1 protein-coding gene is annotated in these 574 nt (G+C 52.6%); it reads right to left on the bottom strand.

Annotated elements, in window-relative coordinates:
* Positions 1-181: 181 nt before the first annotated feature.
* Positions 182-574 (bottom strand): hypothetical protein (locus AC1RPQ_RS07790; protein WP_481762230.1); only part of this gene is annotated, 393 nt, incomplete at its 5' end.

Below are 574 nucleotides of genomic sequence, written 5' to 3'. Positions count from 1 at the left end.
AATCAGCATCCGTGAACGTTGGCGTATGTCCCCTGTCCGTAAAAATTCTGCGCACATCTTCAAGTGCTGCGCGTGGACGCCCCATAAAACCTCCGATTCAATACTTATTGATACTATAACACAACCAGCACTCGATTGCTAGTATTAAATTGGGAATTTCTGGTAACGTGCACACAATATACTACAGCACACCCATTCGGCGGTGCATCTCGTCAATAGAGCCAGCGGTTTCCAACAACGTCCGATGCTGCATCCAGCCGCCAGTCAGGTTCTGCGACGGATAGTTGAAGGCAGTTGCAATAGCCTGATGTTCAAGAGGGCTGGCGTGCAGCGGACGACTTTCGACCAGACGACGATACAACTCAAGGTCCTTGGCCAATAGAGGATTTTGTCCGTCATGCGTCAGGTACGAGACGCGGGCGCAACGAGCAGCCGACATCGCGATCAGCTCGTGAACGGGATGAGCCTGACGCTCCTGCATTGTCACATACGGCAGGTGCCACGCACGAGCATCATTCAGGTCCTTTGGATCGACAATACGCGGATTGCTTGCGGACATGGCCCGAAGCATAGT

This window comes from Dellaglioa sp. CoH-57-MRSF-21 (assembly GCF_056781915.1).
Note: the sequence above shows the minus strand (reverse complement) of the source record. Positions and strands in the feature narration are given on the sequence as shown.